This is a genomic window from Bacillus sp. RZ2MS9 (assembly GCF_001816185.2).
Lineage (GTDB): Bacteria > Bacillota > Bacilli > Bacillales > Bacillaceae_G > Bacillus_A > Bacillus_A cereus.
Genome location: NZ_CP049978.1, coordinates 4,619,962 through 4,635,878 on the forward strand (window position 1 = coordinate 4,619,962; position 15,917 = coordinate 4,635,878).

Sequence of the window (15,917 nt, forward strand, 5' to 3'; positions counted from 1 at the left end):
GAAATTACTTCAAGGAGGAATTCCATGTCTTCATTTACACACTTTAATGACCAAGGACGCGCGAAGATGGTTGATATAAGTGACAAAAAAGCAACCGTTCGAACAGCAATTGCGTGCTCTAGCATTGTCGTTACGAAAGAAATTTACGATAAAATCTCTCACAATGAAATTGGGAAAGGTGACGTATTAGCAGTTGCGCAAATCGCAGGCATTATGGCTGCGAAACGAACTTCTGATATTATCCCAATGTGCCATCCTTTACTATTAAAAGGTGTTGACGTTTCTTTCGATTGGAAACAATCAGAAGAACAATATCGTTTACTCATTGAAGTAAAAGTTAAAACAGAAGGTAGCACCGGTGTTGAAATGGAAGCTTTAACAGCTGCTTCGGCTACCGCTCTTACTGTGTATGATATGTGTAAAGCTGTCGATAAAGGTATGATTATCGGCGAAACGTACTTACTTGAAAAAACAGGCGGAAAAAGTGGAGATTATACGAGAAATTCATAATCCTTTCTCCGTTGAACCTAAAGGATTCCCTTTAGGTTCAACCTATATATCTTGCATATAAACTTTTCGCTACATTTATATCATTCGTCCCATGAATGAAAGCTCTGCCATCTGTAAATAAAACAAAACGATATTCTTCTACCGGAAACGACAATAAATAAGGTGTCGCCTTTATCTCTACGCTTCTTTGTAAGCGCTTTTTAATTTCTTCCAAATTAAAATTCTTCCGCACACCTGGACGAATTTGCACTGTATTTCGCCCACATAACACTTCTGTTTTCGTTTGTGCTTCAAATGTTAAACTCGGATATGTACGTAACCTTCCGCAAGATAAACAAGTATCTTTTTTCTGCCTATTCACTTTAAATGCCATCTGTTGATTATTCCAAAGATCAAATGATAACATCGTTTCACGAAGCGCTCCGTAGTCTTCTACTAATATTTTCAGCGCTTCCGTAGTTTGATGCGCAACTACTAATTGTACTGCCGGTTGTATAATACCAGCTGTGTCACATGTTGCTCCGCTCGCCGGATGCTCCATTAAACAGCGAAAACACGGTGTTTTCCCTGGTAAAATTGTATACGTTACTCCGTAGCTTCCAACGCATCCACCATATATCCACGGAATATTATACTTTTGTGAAATATCATTAATGAGAAGACGCGTTTCAAAATTATCTGTCGCATCTAATATTAAATCTACATCATTCACTAATTCTTCCATTTCTTGCACCGTTACATCCGTCACAACAGGAGTTATTTCCACCTCAGAATTAATCGCTCTTAAATGCTCTGCTGCCGCTACCGCCTTCGGTTTATACTGCTTTGCATCTTCTTCTGTATATAGTTGTTGTCTTTGTAAATTACTCCATTCTACATAATCACGATCAGCAATCGTTACTTTTCCAACACCCGCTCTAACAATCGCTTCTGCATTTGCCGCACCGAGAGCACCAGCACCAATAATAAGCACATGCTTCTCTCTTATTTTTCTCTGTCCTTCTTCTCCAATACCAGAAAATAATATTTGTCTTGAATATCGCTCCTGCATGCGATACCCCCCTTTCTTATCCTCCTATATAAGACATTTCGATTTTCGGACGATTTTTTGCACTTTCTTCTGTTCGTTCATCCGAATACCTATCTTTTCTATTCATCCATACATCTTGTATAACACTTAATAACTCCTCATCCGAAAGATTTCCTCTAAGAAGTTCTCTTACATCCAAACCATCTGTCGCAAATAAGCACGTATAAAACTTTCCATCTGCCGAAATTCTCGCCCTCGTACAAGAGACACAAAATGACTCAGAAACAGATGTAATAAAACCAACTTCAACATTTGTTCCAACGTACCGATATCGCTTCGCAACTTCACCAAAGTAATGCGCTTCAGCTGGCTCAAGCGGATACACCTTATGAATCATCTCAATCAATTCTCGTTTTGTAACGACTTGATCAAAATTCCACCCATTTGTACTACCAACATCCATAAACTCAATAAACCGAAGCGTGATTCCTTGCTCTTTAAAATACGCAGCCATCGGTAGTACTTGATGATCGTTCATCCCTTTTTTCACAACCATATTTACCTTTACTTCCAAGCCCGCCTCTTTAGCTGCTATAATCCCCTTAATTACCGGTTTCGTATTAATATTTCGACCATTAATATTCTTAAATATGTCATCATCTATCGCATCTAAACTAACATTCACTCTATGTAATCCAGCTTCTTTTAATGCCCTCGCTTGTTTCGTTAAATGAATAGCATTTGTCGTTAACCCTATATCTATTAGCCCATCAATTTTCACAAGACGTGCAATAAGTTTTGTTAAATCTTTACGAAGCAGTGGCTCACCGCCAGTAAGTCTAATTTTCCGTACACCGATGCTAACAAATAATTTTGCCAAACGCTCAATTTCATCAAAAGTTAGTAAAAACTCGTCTTTCAAAAAAGCATATTCTGGCCCAAATATTTCCGCTGGCATACAATATGTACATCTAAAATTGCAACGATCAATGACAGATATACGTAAATCTTGAAGTGGGCGTCCAAAAAAATCTTTAACCATCTCCTGCATCGCCACCCTCCCTTTCTGCCAAATTTCTTTCTTTTCATTCTATTATAATATATTTTCGAACTGCGATGTTTTTGCTCAAGTGAATAAAGTGAAACTTTAAATAATTAGAGGGGATTCACTCCCCCTGGTTAACGAGGTTTACTTACAAATACAAAGATAAAAAAACCTTGAAACATAAAAGCTTCAAGGTTCTCTGCTTATTAACTTAATCTAATAATAGTCAGGGTAGCCCCTGGCGTTGCTGTAGATAATGTAGCTATTGCAACTACTCCAAATAACTGTAAGCTAACAGCAGCTCCAGCAGGCAAGTTAGCAATTATTGTTGCACTAAATGAACCAGTAGCAACTGTCGGAGCATTTATCGTTCCCGCAAGCGGACTGCCATTTACAGTTATACGAGAACTTACAAGTAATCCTGCCGTTAGATTAATTGTATAAGCTATATAATAATTCCCTGCATTCGCAACTGTAAATACAGTATTTCCTCCACTAACAGTAATTCCTGGACCAATATTTTGATTGTTCGGTAATGGTACATTCGTACCACCTAATAAAACGGAAATAGCGGTTCCTGATGTATTATTCGCAAATGCATACGTTGCAGTTGTACTAACTCCAGTCGCCCCGGTCGCTCCAGTGGCTCCAGCTCCGGTTGGACCTGTATCTCCAGTTGGGCCTTGTGAACCGGTTGCTCCTGTAGCCCCCGTTGGACCTTGGATTCCTTGCGGGCCTTGAATTCCTTGTGGGCCTTGAATTCCTTGGAGACCTGTCGCTCCGGTTGCTCCTGTAGCTCCCGTTGGACCTTGAATTCCTTGTGGGCCTTGGATTCCTTGTGGACCTTGAATTCCTTGTGGCCCTGTCGCTCCGGTTGCTCCTGTAGCTCCCGTTGGACCTTGAATTCCTTGCGGGCCTTGGATTCCTTGTGGACCTTGAATTCCTTGTGGACCTGTCGCTCCGGTTGCTCCTGTAGCTCCCGTTGGACCTTGAATTCCTTGCGGGCCTTGGATTCCTTGTGGGCCTTGGGGGCCGGTCGGTCCTATATCACCTTGCGGACCTTGGATTCCTTGGGGGCCTTGTGCCCCGGTTGCCCCTGTCGCTCCTTGGATTCCTTGAGGACCTTGTGGACCTTGAATTCCTTGGGGGCCGGTTGGACCTATGTCGCCTTGTGGGCCTTGAATTCCTTGGGGACCTTGTGCTCCGGTTGCCCCCGTTACTCCTTGGATTCCTTGTGGACCTTGAATACCCTGTGGACCGGTTGGACCTATCTCTCCTTGAACACCTTGGATTCCTTGCGGGCCCTGTAAACCCGTCACTCCGGTTGCTCCCGTTGCTCCTGTCGCTCCTGTCACTCCAGTTGAGCCTGTCGCCCCGGTATCTCCTGTTACTCCTGTCGCACCTGTTGCTCCTGTCGGGCCAGGTGGTCCACCTGATGGACCTGTCACTCCTGCCGGACCTGATGGCCCCGTTGGGCCGGTCGGTCCTGCTGGTCCTCCTGACGGGCCAGTCACCCCTGTTGGACCGGTTACTCCTGTTGGACCGGTAGTTCCTTCTCCCGTCGCTCCGGTTGCCCCCGTATCTCCTGTTGCTCCCGTCGGACCTTGTATCCCTTGAATCCCTTGTGGGCCTTGCACTCCTTGTGCACCTGTTGCTCCTTGAATCCCTTGTATTCCTTGCACTCCTTGTGCGCCCATCGGACCGGTTGGACCAATCGCCCCTTGTATACCTTGCACTCCTTGGGGGCCCTCTGGACCCGTTGCTCCTATTTCCCCTTGTATCCCTTGAATTCCAGTTGCTCCTTGTGCTCCAGTTGCTCCCGTTATCCCTTGCACACCTTGTATTCCCTGTATTCCTTGTGGACCTTGTGGGCCTGTTGCTCCTACCGGTCCTTGAATGCCTTGTATCCCCTGAGGACCCTCTGGACCCGTTGCTCCAACTGGCCCTTGAACACCTTGTATTCCTTGCGGGCCCTGAAGTCCCTCTGGGCCTTCTGGACCTGTTGGACCTATCTCTCCTTGTATCCCTTGGATTCCAGTTGGACCTTGTGGCCCAGTCGGACCTATGTCACCTTGCGGACCTTGGATTCCCTGTGGACCTTGTGCTCCTGTTCCCCCTGTCGCTCCTTGGATTCCTTGAGAACCTTGTGGGCCTTGAATTCCTTGTGGGCCGGTTGGACCTATGTCGCCTTGTGGGCCTTGAATCCCTTGCGGACCTTGATCTCCAGTAGCCCCCGTTACTCCTTGAATTCCTTGGGGACCTTGAACACCTTGGGGACCGGTCGGACCTATCTCTCCCTGCACACCTTGGATTCCTTGCGGACCTTGCAAACCCGTCACTCCGGTTGCTCCCGTTTCTCCTGTCGCTCCTGTCACTCCAGTTGAGCCTGTCGCCCCAGTATCTCCTGTTACTCCTGTCGCCCCGGTTGCTCCTGTCGGGCCAGGTGGTCCACCAGATGGACCTGTTACTCCCGCCGGACCTGATGGCCCCGTTGGGCCGGTCGGTCCTGCTGGTCCTCCAGATGGGCCTGTTACCCCTGTTGGACCGGTTACTCCTGTTGGACCTGTAGTACCTTCCCCTGTCGCCCCAGTTGCTCCCGTATCTCCTGTTGCCCCCGTCGGACCTTGGATTCCTTGAATTCCCTGTGGACCTTGCACTCCTTGTGCGCCCGTCGCTCCTTGAATTCCTTGTACTCCTTGCACACCTTGGGGACCCATCGGACCTGTTGGACCAATCTCCCCTTGAGCACCTTGCACTCCTTGGGGACCCTCTGGACCCGTTGCTCCTATTTCCCCTTGTATCCCTTGAATTCCAGTTGCTCCTTGTACTCCAGTTGCTCCCGTTATCCCTTGCACACCTTGTATTCCCTGAATTCCTTGTGGACCTTGTGGGCCTGTTGCTCCTACCGATCCTTGAATACCTTGTATCCCCTGAGGACCCTCTGGACCCGTTGCTCCCACTGGCCCTGGCACACCTTGTATTCCTTGCGGGCCCTGAAGTCCCTCTGGGCCTTCTGGACCTGTTGGTCCTATATCACCCATCGGACCTTGTATTCCTTGAACTCCCTGTGGGCCTGTTGCTCCTGATGGCCCTGGTACTCCTTGTATTCCTTGTGGACCTTGATCTCCTGTTGCTCCTGTGGCCCCTTGAGGCCCTATAGCCCCCTGTATACCTTGTGGACCTTGATCCCCTGTTGCTCCCGTTGCCCCTTGAATACCTTGAACTCCTTGTATTCCTTGTTCACCAGTTACTCCCGTCGGACCAGGAATACCTTGAATACCCTGCGGACCTTCTGGACCTGTTGGACCAATTGGCCCTTGAATCCCTTGGATTCCTTGCAAGCCCTGTGCTCCCGTGCTTCCAGTCGGACCTGTACTTCCCGTTGCTCCTGTTATCCCTGTACTTCCTGTAGCTCCAGTATTCCCAGTTGCTCCAGTCGCACCTGTACTTCCACTCGGTCCACCGCCCGGACCTGTTGCACCAGTCGGCCCCGTCGGACCAGGAGGTCCTCCAGATGGTCCAGTTATCCCAGTTGGACCTGTTATTCCAGTCGGGCCTGTTATCCCCTGACCAGTTGCTCCGGTTGCACCTGTATTTCCACTCGGTCCTTGTGTTCCTTGTATCCCTTGTGCTCCTTGTATTCCTTGTGGACCAGTTACACCCGGTAACCCTTGGACGCCTTGAATTCCTTGAGGTCCCTCAGGTCCCGTCGCTCCAATTGGCCCCTGTAATCCCTGTATCCCTTGTATACCTTGTGCCCCAGTCGCTCCCGTTGGACCAATCGGACCTTGTAACCCTTGCACCCCTTGAGGTCCTGTCGCTCCAGTTTCTCCTTGTGGTCCTCTCAATCCTTGTGGGCCCTGCTGTCCTTCTGGTCCAGTTGCACCTATTGGCCCAACTGATCCTTGTATCCCTTGCACACCTTGAGGTCCTGTCGGGCCCATCTCCCCCATCGGACCTTGTAATCCTCTTGGTCCTTGAGGTCCTGTTGGGCCTTGTGGACCGGTTGGACCAGTAATCCCTATACCTGTAAACCCAGTTGGAACAGGGGGGAAAGTAGGCCCAATAAGTTCGGGTGGAATTCTAAAATTAGAGCTTAACGAATTTTGCTTCCGATTATTATCACGATTCTTCACACTTTCACCGCCTACAAACCGTCTTTTTCATAATAAATAAGCCTCTTCTTAATCTATTTACAAAAATAATTTCCAAGACTATTTTTATTTTAAATAATAAAAACTCCCTTAATTTCTTAAGGGAGTCCTGCAATTGAATCCATATTATCTGTATTAGGGACAGCTTGCGCTATACTCGATGTATTTACATTTTGCCCCATATTTGCTCCTGTTACAGTACCAGCAGGAGTGCCCCTTGTATACGTCGTCGTCACCGAATCTCCCGGCTGTAAACAAAGCTTCGTCTCCGTCCCTATTACTGTAACAACATCAATCCAAGTACACCCCATTGAACCACTATATGATTTCGAAGCAGTAAATGAAGTGTCGCTCAAATTATCACCGGTAAATATATTTCCAGTGTTATTCACAATAACAAACTCTTTTATATGAGCAGGCATAATTACACTCTACCTTTCCTCTATGAACCTAACGTACGTGTACTCGTTGCCAAAGGCGGAAGAAATACTGATGTTCTAATGACCGCTTCTGGCTGCCTTTTTCCATTTAAAAAAATAGCCGCACTCGATCCTCCAGCACCTGCATATACTTTTGCTACAGCTAAAGGTGAGAGATCATAACAGTCACCGACATTAACAGCTCCTGTATTATTAATAATTTTTACTTTACGCAAATTAATCCCCATTTACCCCTCCTCCTTTTCTATACTGTATGCAAAAGAAAAAAACTTGAAACAGACTCGTTTCAAGTTTTTTACAATTAACTATTTCGTTTCACCTTCATATTGAAGCATACCGCCAACCATGTTCACTGTTTTAAACCCTTGTTCATTTAAATAATGACATACATTTTCACTGCGCATTCCTGAACGACAAATAAAGATATATTCATTCTCTTTATTAAAGAAATCTACTTTATGTGGGATATCGCCCATTTTAATATGTACAGCTTCTGGAATCTTTCCTGCCGCTACTTCTTCATCTTCTCTTACATCTACTAAAAATAACGTTTCTCCATTTTCTAAACGCTCTTGTACCTCTTCTGTAGTGATTGTTTTAACTTCTGTCATATGTAGTTCCTCCTTATATACAATAAAACCTTTAGTTTCTTTTTCACAAACATTCTCTACCAATTTTAGCATGCAAAAGAAAGAACGCAAAGAATCGAAAAGCTATTTCTCAATTTTCTCGTAAAACTTATTCTTTACAAACATAACTAGCACATTGTATCCTCAATATACTTGTTTTATGAAAGGAGTCGATTAAAATGACACTTTTTCTTTTCATTATGGGGATTGTGTTCTTACTCGCTGCAATTATTGCTCTTAGTATGAAAAATAATAGAAAAATAAAATCCCCACAAGAAATGTCATTCTTATTTCTATTGCTTAGCATAGCGTTTTTCGGTATAGCAATAGCTACATATATTTTCCGTCTACAAATCATGTAAAAAAAGGTGCCTACTACAAACATCGCACCTTTTCCCCATCATTTGTCTTCTAAACAAAACTAGATACTTTCCGATTTAAAAATTCATAAACTTTCTTTTCAAATAAATGAATATCAAATGCTCCCGCCATATGCCCATTTATACTTTCTATCTCATACACTTCCGCATACTTCCCTTGTTTTTGCAAAATATCTACCATTTTATAATTATAACGAGACGGCTGAAGCAGATCTTGTTTACACGGAATCATAAGTACATTCGCTTCTATGTTAGAAAGAGATTCTTCTAGTGAAGAAAACCCATGTGCAATATCATGCAATAAAACTGCCTTCGCAGTATACATCCATGAATTTGCATCTACTAACTCTATACTTGTATATGTCGCTTTATTTATCTCTTTTTCAAATGATGTTAGTGTAGAAAACTTTTCATAAGGTTCTACCTCTATACTATTACGAGGAAATGCCATTTCATAAAAATGCTCATCAAACGCGTTCATAAACATCATTCTATTTGCTAAATGAAGCCCTTTTATCGGCTGCTGTTCTCCATATTTTCCATCTTTCCAACTTGGATCCAGTTGAATTGCTTCAATCGCATTTTGTGCTACGTTTACTGACGTAATAATTGGATTTTGTGGGTTCGTAATAACACCAATCATCCGCTCTACCATATGTGGATAGTGAACCGCCCATTGTTGTGCAATCATTCCCCCCGCCGACGGTCCAATTACAGCGTGTAACCTTGAAATTCCCATACCTTTTATTAACTCATATTGCATACGAGCTACATCAAGAAATGTAAAAACCGGAAACTCCATAGCATATTCTTCTCCAGTTTCTGGATTAATCGATTTCGGTCCTGTTGTAATCACATATGGATTCCTCGCCTGCACATTACAAAGATTATCCGTACATATAACAAAATACTTATTTGTATCAATTGCTTTTCCAGGTCCAATTAGCCCATCCCACCAACCAGACTCCTCATCATGCACTGTATATTTTCCTGCCGCATGACTTGTTGCACTAAAATAATGACAAACCAAAATCACATTTGACCTTTCTCTATTTAAAGTGCCATATGTCTCGTATCCCATTTGAACAGGAATTTCTCTGCCATTTTCAAACGTAAACCCTTTTAAAACAAACTTCTCCTTTTTTACAATTTGCACAGACTCTCCCTCTCCCCGTTATAGTATGAACTGCTTACTAAAGTTTTTTTTCTATGCAAACTAATCTCCTTCTTCTTTTCATAAATAAATGAATAATATACAAAATTAGCCACAAAATAGCACTATATTACAAGATTAAAGAGGGCGTACATATGATTTGGAATTGGTTACGTAAGAAAAAAAAATCAAATAAACCAGAAGCAAACGAAACAGATAATCAGGAGCAGCATTCTAACAATCAAGAGGATGATAACAAAGAACAGACTAGAAGTATGAAACATAATAAAGGTAAAAATAACGAGCAAAAAGATTCGTCTCAGGATAAGCAACAGAGCGCTAAACAAGATGATTCCTCTCAGGATAAGCAACAAAGTTCTAAACAAGGTGATTCTTCTCAGGATAAGCAACAAAACACTAAACAAGGTCATTCTTCTCAGGATAAGCAACAAAACGCTAAACAAGGTGATTCTTCTCAGGATAAGCAACAAAACGCTAAACAAGAGGATTCTTCTCAGGATAAGCAGCAAAGTTCTAAACAAGATGACCCTTCTCAGGATAAGCAACAAAACGCTAAACAGGATGATCCCTCTCAAGATAAGCAGCAAAGTTCTAAACAAGATGACCCTTCTCAGGATAAGCAACAAAACGCTAAACAGGATGATTCCTCTCAAGATAGGCAACAAAGTGCTAAACAAGGTGATTCGTTTCAGGATAAGCAACAAAGCGCTAAACAGGATGATTCCTCTCAAGATAGGCAACAAAGTGCTAAACAAGATGATTCGTCTCAAGATAAGCAACAAAGCGCTAAACAGGATGATTTCTCTCAAGATAGGCAACAAAGTGCTAAACAAGATGATTCGTCTCAAGATAAACAACAAAGTGCTAAACAAGGTGATTCGTTTCAAGATAAACAGCAAAACGCTAAGCAAGATGAACCTTCTCAAAATAAGCAACAAAGCTCTGGAGGTAATAGTATTTATGACTTTACAAAACCAGAAAAAGATCGTATTCATTCTTTACAAAATTTAATAGAGAAGCTGAAAAAGTCTAGTGATTTTGTAAATTATCATACATCCGACGATGAAACGATGCCTTATTGGATTTCTTACTATCGCCCTTCACTTGATGGAGAAAAATTACAAAAGTATTTAATGCCCACTCTTTTAGAACGACCTAACGCATCACTAGAAGAGCTTAAGGAACATATCCCGATGAGCGGCATTACAATTACGAACGACTTACAAAAAATTGAGGATATGGTTTTAAAGGGGCATGCGATTATTCAATTGAATCAGCAAGATCAAAAATGTATGCTTGCAAACATTGCAATTGATAATTATCGTGCACCAACCCCTCCTTTAAACGAATCAACTGTTATTGGTCCGCAAGAAGGTTTCGTAGAGGATATTGATACAAACATTAATTTAGTTCGAAAACGTCTTCCTGTTTTAGATTTACAAACAAAAGAAATGATTATCGGCGAGTTTTCCAAAACAAAAGTTGTCATGATGTACTTAGACAACCTTGCTGAAAAAGATAATGTAGATTTTCTAGAAGAGTCATTACGCGCTCTTGAATATGATCAAATTAATGATAGTGCTTATTTACAAGAATTAATGGGTGAAAAATCGATTTTCCCTCTCTATATCAATACAGAACGTACTGATAGAGTTACAAAAGCACTAATTGATGGGAAAATTGCTATTTTTGTTGATGGTTCTCCGAGTGTTTTACTAACACCTGTATCCTATTTCGATTTTTTCATTTCACCAGAAGACTATAACGTCTCCTGGATGTACGCTACATTTTCAAGGATTTTAAGATTAATTGCCGTTCTATTTTCAATTTGCGCTACACCGTTATACGTTGCAGTTTTAAATTATCATTATGAACTTATTCCGAGTGATTTACTTGAAACTTTAATTTTATCAAGAGCACAAGTACCGTTCCCGCCTTTAATTGAAGCTCTCTTTTTAGAACTTGCAATTGATTTATTAAGAGAAGCCGGCGCAAGGTTACCGATGAAAGTTGGTCAAACGCTCGGTATCGTAGGGGGTATCGTAATCGGGCAAGCATCTGTACAAGCAGGTTTAACGAGTAATATTTTATTAATTATCGTTGCCTTATCAGCACTCGCTTCCTTTATTACACCTATTTATAAAATGGGTAATGCGGTTCGATTACTACGTTTCCCGTTTCTCATATTTGCAGAAATAGGAGGACTTTTCGGGATTTCACTTGGATTTATCTTTTTATTTACCCATCTATTTAGACTTACTTCTTTACGCAAGCCGTACGCTTTATTTTATCCAACAAGACAACAATCTGTTAAAGATTCTTGGATTCGTTTTCCTTTAACAATGATTGATACAAGAGATGTACAAGCAAGGCCACAACATGTAAAAAAAGCAGCGAAAGGAATTTCAACAAAGCATAGATCAGACTTTGATGATTAAGAAATGAGGTGCATTCGATGAGTAAAGTTCAAGAAAAATATCAAATATCTCCTATCTTTGTTTTCTTCTTAATTCACGGTGCACAGTTCGGTGCTGGCGTTCTCGGCTTCGCTCGAATCATCGCAAAGGCCGCTGGATACGACGGATGGATGGGAGTTATAATCACAGGAATTTTAATCCACATTCTTATATGGATGATGTATGTCTTATTAAAAGAAACAAATGGGAATTTAGTTGATTTACATCGGCAAACATTTGGAAAATGGCTAGGAAATGGCATTAGCATCATCTTTATGGCTTATTTTTTAATCGTTAGTATTTCAGTCATCCGAACATATGTTGAAATTATTCAAGTATGGATGTTTCCTACCGCTTCTACCTTTATGTTAACACTCTTTTTATGCTTAGTTAGCTATTACATTATCTCTTCTGGATTTCGTGTAATTACCGGTATTTGCGTCATCTCTGTTGGTGGTACATTAGGATATTTATTTCTAAGCTTATTCGTTTTGAAATATTCACATTGGGATAATTTACTACCTATATTCACACATTCTTTTTCAGACATTTTAAAATCCGCTCAACTGTCAATCTACAGTATGACCGGTTTTGAGATTTACCTCATGGTGTATCCATTTGTGAAAAAGCCTATGCAATCTCATAAATACGCTCAGTTTGGAGCACTATTTTCAAATCTTCTATATTTATTTAGCACCCTTTTAGCCTTTGCATTTTTTAGTGAAAAACAATTGTTAAAAACGATATGGGCCCAACTTTCTATGACCCAAGTTATTCAATTACCATTTATAGAAAGACTCGAATATATTGCAATTTCAGGCTATGCACTCGTTATTATTTCAAGTTTTATCCTCCCTTTATGGGCGTCAATGAGAGCAACTCATGAAATATTCCGTGTAAAACAAAGGGGTGTTTTAATTGCTTTTATCTTTATCACTCTCATTGTTTCGCAACTTTTAACAAACAGACACGATATTAATAACTTTATTAGTAATGTATCAAAGGTTAGTTTTTGGCTCATTTATGTATACATCCCAATCCTATTTATTATTGTGTGGGTGAAAAGAAAATGGAAAAAATCAAAAGCACAAGCAAATTAATACTTATTTCTTGTATAACATTCTTCAGTCTAATTGGATGTTTACAAAAAAATATTATCGACGATGTACAACTTATTCAAGGATCCGTATTTGACGTTGCAAAAGATAATAAAGTAAAAGTGACATTCGTTTGTCCCATTCAAAAAAAAGGAAATAAAGTTCAAGTTTTTGAAGGCAGTGCAAATGCGGTAAAACAAGTAAAAGCAGACACATCTTTAGAGTCTTCTCAACCTTTTGCTAGTGGACAAATGCGTGTCGCTCTATATACGATAAGACTTGCCAAAACAGGAATGTCTACTTCATTCGATACATTACTCCGAGATGTGAATATAGGGAACGCTTTATATGCTGCTTTATTAGATGGGAATGGTACTGAACTTTTAAAAGGCAAATATTCGACTTCATACAACGTTGCAATTTATATAAAAAAATTGCTAGAACATAACATGGAGACCGGACCTTTACCAGCGGATAATCTACATATAGGAGCATTTCGCTATTATCAAGAAGGAAAAGACTACTATATTCCCATTCTAAAGAAGCATGGTGATAAAATAAAAATTACCGGAATTGGCCTTTTTAAAAAGGATAAATATATCGGTAAAATTGCGGAAAAAGATATGTTCATATTTAAAGGACTATTAGAGAAACATAAATTAGATTCACATGAATTTAAAACAGATTCTGCGTACGTAATGATTAATAATATTCGTTCTGTTCCAACTTACGATATAAAAATTAAAAACGGAAAGCCTTCTTTTTTCATTCACGTTCGTCTTGATGCACGTATTCAAGAACTATCAAAACAAATTAACTTAGAAAATAACAAGAACACAAAAAACATTGAAAAAGATGTACAAAAACAATTAGATAAACAAGCTGCTAAGTTAATTAAGCAATTTAAATCTTTGGGCGTCGATCCTCTCGGGCTAGGTGCAAAGTATAAACAACATTATCGCCCATTCAAATTAGAAGAATGGAGACAAATGTATAAAGATGTTCCGGTTCATATAAAATACACCGTAAATATTACAAATTCTGGTGTTATTGAATGAGAAATGATTGAACTCCTCTCTCCAGCATGATACAACGGAGAGAGGAGTTTTTTATTATCAAATAGAGAGAGAAGATATTTATGGGGGAGCTTATGTCTAAAAAATTAGTAAAGCCTATTTTAAATGGTATTTTATTTCTCGGCGTCTTTTTATTTGCTCATACATACTTAAAAAATGTTTCCTTCACACGTTACTTACTTGTCGTTATACCAATGTTACTCGTCGGTATTTTTGGCATCGATCTTATTTCATCGCTTTTAATAAAAAAAGAAGAATAACGAGCGAACATCTTATTTCGATAAGATGTTCTTTTCATTTCATAATCACCTTATGTTACAATAAACTTCGGCATAACGTAAGAAAGGATGAAACAACATGACAAACGAAAAAGGTTTAGATAAAGGATACGAACTTGTTGCGAAAATGCATGAAGTATTCGGACATCCTGTGACAAATACTCCAACAAAATTAACAGAAGAGCGTGCAAAAATCCGTGCAAGTTTTATGCAGGAAGAACTAGAAGAATTTCTAGAGGCAACGACTGTTGAAGATCAATACGATGCACTGATTGACCTTATTTACTTTGCATTCGGAACGTTTGCAGAAATGGGCGTACGTCCAGATAAAGGATTCGAAATTGTAAACAACGCCAACATGGCAAAACTATTCCCTGATGGGAAGCCTCGATTCCGTGAAGGCGACGGTAAGATTCTAAAGCCAGAAGGCTGGCAAGCACCGGAACCACAACTTCGTGCTGAAATTGAACGTCAGCGTCAAGAAGCTGAAAAAAACTGCTAGGATTTCCTAGCAGTTTTTTATTATGGCTTTTTTTCTGCCAATCATTAATGACCCACGTGCCCTGCGTGTCCTGCTGCTCCACTAATACTAGCTGCTCCTGCTGCTGCCCCTGCTCCTCCTGCTCCAATTCCACCTGTCCAAGGAGAAGATTGTTGTTGTTGTTGTTGATATTGCTGATATTGTTGGTGCTGTTGGTGCTGTTGACCTTGGTGTCCATGATGTTGACCTTGGTGTCCATGATATTGGCCTTGGTGCCCATGATGACCGTGTTGGCCTTGATGACCTTGGTGATGGTGGTGACCTTGGTGTCCATGATGTTGGCCTTGGTGGTGATGTCCATGGTGACCATGTTGGCCTTGGTGAGTTTGATAAAGAACAGCTTGCGGATGAATGTGGTGGTGACCGTGGTGATGTACTTGTTGCCCCTGATGACCATGTTGACCTTGATGATGGTGATGACCATGATGGCCGTGTTGACCTTGATGGTGGTGATGACCATGATGGCCGTGTTGACCTTGATGGTGGTGATGTCCATGATGGCCGTGTTGACCTTGATGGTGGTGATGTCCATGATGGCCATGTTGACCTTGATGGTGGTGATGTCCATGATGGCCATGTTGACCTTGATGGTGGTGATGATGACCATGGTAGCCGTGAACTACTTGCGGATATCCACCTACTCCTCCTGCTACAACACCTACTCCCGGTACAGGAAATCCTGTCTGTACTCCTCCAACGAAAGATGGAAATGCAGTTGGTACGCCTACTGGTACTCCTCCCGCTGCTCCGCCAACAAATGTTGGGATTCCAGTTTGCACTCCGGCTACCGATGATGGAAATCCTCCTGTTAATGTTGGAATTCCAGTTTGTACACCCGCTACTGATGTAGAAAACCCTCCAGGTGTTCCGCCCATCCAGCTCGGAATTCCACCGTATCCTTGTTGTCCTCCTCCCATTAACATCATTTGTTCATAACTATCCGATCCACTCCCGAAGAAACCATGTGGTGCATTATTGTCCATCCCTTTCATTCCTTTCACCTCTTCTACTCAATTTAGCCTACCTTTTTTATCATATTTCCTATAGAAGAATAGGTGTTTGTCTGCACTAGAATTCCGCTTCTTTTTCTTCATTCATGATAAAATT

The 15,917-nt window shown here is 41.3% G+C and carries 15 protein-coding genes; 7 read left to right on the top strand and 8 right to left on the bottom strand.

Features of this window, described 5'->3' with window-relative positions:
- Positions 1-24: 24 nt before the first annotated feature.
- Entirely contained in the window at positions 25-510 is a 486-nt protein-coding gene (moaC, locus tag BHV55_RS23585) for a cyclic pyranopterin monophosphate synthase MoaC (protein ID WP_000094146.1), read from the top strand.
- Positions 511-547: 37 nt separating this feature from the next.
- Here moaC and BHV55_RS23590 read toward each other — a convergent pair whose 3' ends face one another.
- From BHV55_RS23590 to BHV55_RS23615, 6 genes are all read right to left on the bottom strand, one after another.
- Entirely contained in the window at positions 548-1,561 is a 1,014-nt protein-coding gene (locus BHV55_RS23590; RefSeq protein ID WP_070757009.1) for a molybdopterin-synthase adenylyltransferase MoeB, read from the bottom strand.
- Between the two features lie 16 nt (positions 1,562-1,577).
- Positions 1,578-2,591, bottom strand: a complete 1,014-nt coding sequence (moaA, locus tag BHV55_RS23595; protein WP_070757010.1) for a GTP 3',8-cyclase MoaA — start codon at positions 2,589-2,591, stop codon at positions 1,578-1,580.
- Between the two features lie 200 nt (positions 2,592-2,791).
- Positions 2,792-6,721 (bottom strand): BclA-related collagen-like exosporium protein, encoded by a 3,930-nt coding sequence (locus BHV55_RS23600; protein ID WP_070757011.1) that lies wholly within the window; start codon positions 6,719-6,721, stop codon positions 2,792-2,794.
- Between the two features lie 116 nt (positions 6,722-6,837).
- Positions 6,838-7,161, bottom strand: coding sequence for a hypothetical protein (locus tag BHV55_RS23605; RefSeq protein ID WP_001110848.1), 324 nt, complete (start codon positions 7,159-7,161; stop codon positions 6,838-6,840).
- Between the two features lie 20 nt (positions 7,162-7,181).
- Positions 7,182-7,406 carry a spore germination protein gene (locus tag BHV55_RS23610; protein ID WP_000512465.1) on the bottom strand — a complete coding sequence of 75 codons (225 nt, stop codon included), beginning with the start codon at positions 7,404-7,406 and terminating at the stop codon, positions 7,182-7,184.
- Positions 7,407-7,484: 78 nt separating this feature from the next.
- On the bottom strand, positions 7,485-7,790 hold the full coding sequence (locus tag BHV55_RS23615; RefSeq protein ID WP_000141207.1) for a rhodanese-like domain-containing protein: 306 nt from the start codon (positions 7,788-7,790) through the stop codon (positions 7,485-7,487).
- A 197-nt stretch (positions 7,791-7,987) separates the two neighbouring features.
- Between BHV55_RS23615 and BHV55_RS23620 the strand changes: the two genes are divergently transcribed.
- Positions 7,988-8,170, top strand: coding sequence for a hypothetical protein (locus BHV55_RS23620; protein ID WP_000171888.1), 183 nt, complete (start codon positions 7,988-7,990; stop codon positions 8,168-8,170).
- Between the two features lie 49 nt (positions 8,171-8,219).
- On the opposite strand, the gene BHV55_RS23625 is transcribed toward BHV55_RS23620, so the two are convergent.
- On the bottom strand, positions 8,220-9,344 hold the full coding sequence (locus BHV55_RS23625; protein ID WP_048568011.1) for a homoserine O-acetyltransferase family protein: 1,125 nt from the start codon (positions 9,342-9,344) through the stop codon (positions 8,220-8,222).
- A 152-nt stretch (positions 9,345-9,496) separates the two neighbouring features.
- On the opposite strand from BHV55_RS23625, the gene BHV55_RS23630 reads away from it, so the two are divergent.
- The 5 genes from BHV55_RS23630 (at position 9,497) to BHV55_RS23650 (ending at position 14,771) form a co-directional block, all read left to right on the top strand.
- Positions 9,497-11,800, top strand: a complete 2,304-nt coding sequence (locus BHV55_RS23630) for a spore germination protein (RefSeq protein WP_083320110.1) — start codon at positions 9,497-9,499, stop codon at positions 11,798-11,800.
- 17 nt (positions 11,801-11,817) lie between these two features.
- The gene (locus BHV55_RS23635; protein ID WP_000049056.1) at positions 11,818-12,918 is read left to right on the top strand and encodes a spore germination protein; all 1,101 of its coding nucleotides are present in this window, start codon (positions 11,818-11,820) and stop codon (positions 12,916-12,918) included.
- Complete coding sequence (gerHC, locus tag BHV55_RS23640; RefSeq protein ID WP_000411387.1) at positions 12,888-13,973, top strand: spore germination protein GerHC; 1,086 nt, start codon at positions 12,888-12,890, stop codon at positions 13,971-13,973. Before BHV55_RS23635 ends, gerHC begins: the two co-directional genes overlap by 31 nt.
- Positions 13,974-14,065: 92 nt before the next feature.
- Positions 14,066-14,251 carry a hypothetical protein gene (locus tag BHV55_RS23645; protein WP_000038781.1) on the top strand — a complete coding sequence of 62 codons (186 nt, stop codon included), beginning with the start codon at positions 14,066-14,068 and terminating at the stop codon, positions 14,249-14,251.
- A 97-nt stretch (positions 14,252-14,348) separates the two neighbouring features.
- Positions 14,349-14,771, top strand: a complete 423-nt coding sequence (locus tag BHV55_RS23650; protein WP_000180554.1) for a pyrophosphohydrolase domain-containing protein — start codon at positions 14,349-14,351, stop codon at positions 14,769-14,771.
- Positions 14,772-14,815: 44 nt separating this feature from the next.
- Here BHV55_RS23650 and BHV55_RS23655 read toward each other — a convergent pair whose 3' ends face one another.
- Positions 14,816-15,802 carry a hypothetical protein gene (locus BHV55_RS23655; protein WP_070757012.1) on the bottom strand — a complete coding sequence of 329 codons (987 nt, stop codon included), beginning with the start codon at positions 15,800-15,802 and terminating at the stop codon, positions 14,816-14,818.
- Between the last annotated feature and the right edge of the window lie 115 nt (positions 15,803-15,917).

Coding starts and splice junctions, on each gene's coding strand:
- moaC (WP_000094146.1), top strand. CDS start 25: ATGTCTTCATTTACACACTTTAATGACCAAGGACGCGCGAAGATGGTT.
- BHV55_RS23590 (WP_070757009.1), bottom strand. CDS start 1,561: ATGCAGGAGCGATATTCAAGACAAATATTATTTTCTGGTATTGGAGAA.
- moaA (WP_070757010.1), bottom strand. CDS start 2,591: ATGCAGGAGATGGTTAAAGATTTTTTTGGACGCCCACTTCAAGATTTA.
- BHV55_RS23605 (WP_001110848.1), bottom strand. CDS start 7,161: ATGCCTGCTCATATAAAAGAGTTTGTTATTGTGAATAACACTGGAAAT.
- BHV55_RS23610 (WP_000512465.1), bottom strand. CDS start 7,406: ATGGGGATTAATTTGCGTAAAGTAAAAATTATTAATAATACAGGAGCT.
- BHV55_RS23615 (WP_000141207.1), bottom strand. CDS start 7,790: ATGACAGAAGTTAAAACAATCACTACAGAAGAGGTACAAGAGCGTTTA.
- BHV55_RS23620 (WP_000171888.1), top strand. CDS start 7,988: ATGACACTTTTTCTTTTCATTATGGGGATTGTGTTCTTACTCGCTGCA.
- BHV55_RS23630 (WP_083320110.1), top strand. CDS start 9,497: ATGATTTGGAATTGGTTACGTAAGAAAAAAAAATCAAATAAACCAGAA.
- BHV55_RS23635 (WP_000049056.1), top strand. CDS start 11,818: ATGAGTAAAGTTCAAGAAAAATATCAAATATCTCCTATCTTTGTTTTC.
- gerHC (WP_000411387.1), top strand. CDS start 12,888: ATGGAAAAAATCAAAAGCACAAGCAAATTAATACTTATTTCTTGTATA.
- BHV55_RS23645 (WP_000038781.1), top strand. CDS start 14,066: ATGTCTAAAAAATTAGTAAAGCCTATTTTAAATGGTATTTTATTTCTC.
- BHV55_RS23650 (WP_000180554.1), top strand. CDS start 14,349: ATGACAAACGAAAAAGGTTTAGATAAAGGATACGAACTTGTTGCGAAA.
- BHV55_RS23655 (WP_070757012.1), bottom strand. CDS start 15,802: ATGAAAGGGATGGACAATAATGCACCACATGGTTTCTTCGGGAGTGGA.